This is a genomic window from Oleiphilus sp. HI0117 (genome assembly GCF_001635235.1).
Genome location: NZ_LWGA01001046.1, coordinates 1 through 2518 on the forward strand (window position 1 = coordinate 1; position 2518 = coordinate 2518).

The window sequence follows — 2518 nt, forward strand, 5'->3', positions numbered from 1 at the left end:
GGTAAACCGTCTTTTATGTTTTGATCTTTAATTAAGGGATAAACCGATGAACCACCGAGGACACCGGGCGCTTCGCTGCACCGAGGAAGGGATTGAGACACATCTAAAAAAGCTTTTATCTTTTCTCTGTGTAGGCCGCAGGCCGCTCTGTGTCCTCGGTGGTGAACCGTCTTTTATGTTTTGATCTTTAAGGGATAAACCGATGAACCACCGAGAGCACCGGGCGCTTCGCTGCACAGAGGAAAAGATTGAGACACACTATAAATTTTTTTACCTTTTCTCTGTGTAGGCCGCAGGCCGCTCTGTGATCTCTGTGGTGAACCTGCTTTTGTGTTTTGATCTTTAAGGGATAAACCGATGAACCATAGAGGACACAGAGCGCTTGCTGCACAGAGAAAGTGTCAGCTTTACTCAAATATCAAATCTGCCCTGAAGATCACTAATTAGCTTTTGAGCAAAGTTCACTATTAGGGGAATATTATCTTTTGACAGATTAATTGCTTGGCTAAGCTGCCCTGCATCTTCAATGTATTCGTGAATCATTTGATTCCGAATTCTTCTTAGCTCTAACCACGTATCACTGCTTTCCAAATAGCCAAGCTTTTCAGCTCTATCCAGATTATCGATCGCGACACCTACTTTTTCTTGCGTAGCCTTGAGCCATGCAACCAACAACTTATCACCAACCGTATCTTGCAGGCGGCAGAAGCGCCCCACATAGGCCTCGAGCACCTCAGCCAAGTCAGGGTTAGTATCTAACTGCGCCGCCTTTTCCTCGTCAAAACCACCTGCAAATAGCTTTCCTTCAGAGTATTGTAGATGAGTAATTTCTTTTGACACGATTCGGCACAGATACCGTAGCCTTTCTAACTGACCTTGATCTAGGGTCATAACTTAATCCCGGTTTCTTTTGCTATGGTATGTATTGGCGAAAGCTCTACACTTGGTGTTTGAAGTATCACATCGGTTTTACGCCCATGAAACAAGCGAGATACTTGCGTGCTTATTTTAGCCGCAACGAATACGAGTTCGTCGATATCGTGCTTTGACACCACGAGTAGGTCTATATCACCGCCCTTTGCATGATCATCCACTCGCGAGCCGAACAACCACACTTCTACGCCAGGATCAATTAAACTGGCAACGATACCTTTAATGGATTGCGCTTGCCCTTCTGTAATTCTCATTTCTGCAAATGACTCTAACTATAATTTAAAGCAGTGAATTTTCATGCCTTATCTTACTGGAAGGAATTAGACTTTGGTAGCCACATAGCGCTTCGCTGCACCGAGGACGGGATAGAGCCACATCTAAAGAAAGCCTTAATCTTTACTCGGTGTAGGCCGCAGGCCGCTCTGTGTTCTCGGTGGTGAACCGTCTTTTGTGTTTTGATCTTTAAAGAAAACCAATTGAACCACAGAGGACACCGAGCGTTTCGCTGCACAGAGGAAGGAATTGAGACACTTCTAAAAAAAGCTTTTTATCTTTTCTCTGTGCAGGCCGCAGGCCGCTCTGTGTTCTCGGTGGTGAACCGTCTTTTATGTCTTAATCTTTAAGGGATAAACCGATGAACCACAGAGGACACCGGGCGCTTCGCTGCACAGAGGAAGTGATTAAGAAATACTAAAAAGCTTTTTGTCTTTTCTCTGTGCAGGCCGCGGGCCGCTCTGTGTTCTCGGTGGTGAGTCGTCTTTTAGGATTTTGAACTTAGGAATTCAATATACCATGGCATCGCTTCGGAAATACCTTCTAGAATTCGATACTCTGGCGCATAACCAAGCTTTGCCTTAGCTTTGCTTGTATCGGCTTGCGAGTGCCTTACATCACCAGCTCGGAAGTCTCTGTAAATTGGCTCTTTCGAAACATCAACATCATTCTCAGCTAGTGCTTTTTGTATAGATACATACAAGTCATTCAAGGTTGTACGATCACCCAGTGCGACGTTGTACACTTCATCTTTAGCTTCGTCAGGTGCAGTGGCCGCAAGAATATTCATTTGCACAGTGTTATCGATATAGCAAAAGTCTCGACTTGTTTCGCCATCGCCGTTAACGAAGACATCTTCACCTTCAATCATTGAAGAGGTCCACTTTGGAATAACCGCTGCATAGGCACCATTAGGGTCTTGTCGCTTGCCGAACACATTGAAATAACGCAAACCAATCGTTTTGAAGTCATAGGTTCTGGCATACACACTGGCATATAATTCGTTTACGTATTTGGTTACCGCATAAGGTGAAAGTGGATTGCCGATATTTTCTTCTACTTTAGGCAGCGCGGGGTGGTCACCATAGGTTGAACTACTGGCCGCGTAGGTGAAGCTTTTTACCTGCTCTTCTTTTGCAGCCTGGAGCATATTGAGAAAGCCAGTGATATTCGCTGCATTCGTGGTAATCGGGTCTGCGATAGAACGAGGAACGGAGCCAAGCGCTGCTTGGTGTAAAACATAGTCAGCACCTGAAACCGCCTTCTGGCAGGTTTCGTAATCTCTGATATCACCTTCGATAAATGAGAAGTT

At 45.1% G+C, this 2518-nt stretch carries 3 protein-coding genes; all 3 read right to left on the bottom strand.

All coding sequences use genetic code 11. The annotated features are described in order from the left end of the window. Positions 1 to 411: 411 nt before the first annotated feature. Positions 412 to 891 (bottom strand): hypothetical protein, encoded by a 480-nt coding sequence (locus tag A3757_RS18770; RefSeq protein WP_068567985.1) that lies wholly within the window; start codon positions 889 to 891, stop codon positions 412 to 414. Beyond that, entirely contained in the window at positions 888 to 1187 is a 300-nt protein-coding gene (locus tag A3757_RS18775; RefSeq protein ID WP_068508309.1) for a nucleotidyltransferase domain-containing protein, read from the bottom strand. The genes A3757_RS18770 and A3757_RS18775 overlap by 4 nt, the downstream gene beginning before the upstream one ends. A 506-nt stretch (positions 1188 to 1693) precedes the next feature. After that, on the bottom strand, positions 1694 to 2518 hold an 825-nt coding region (locus A3757_RS18780), incomplete at its 5' end, for an NAD-dependent epimerase/dehydratase family protein (RefSeq protein ID WP_068740079.1).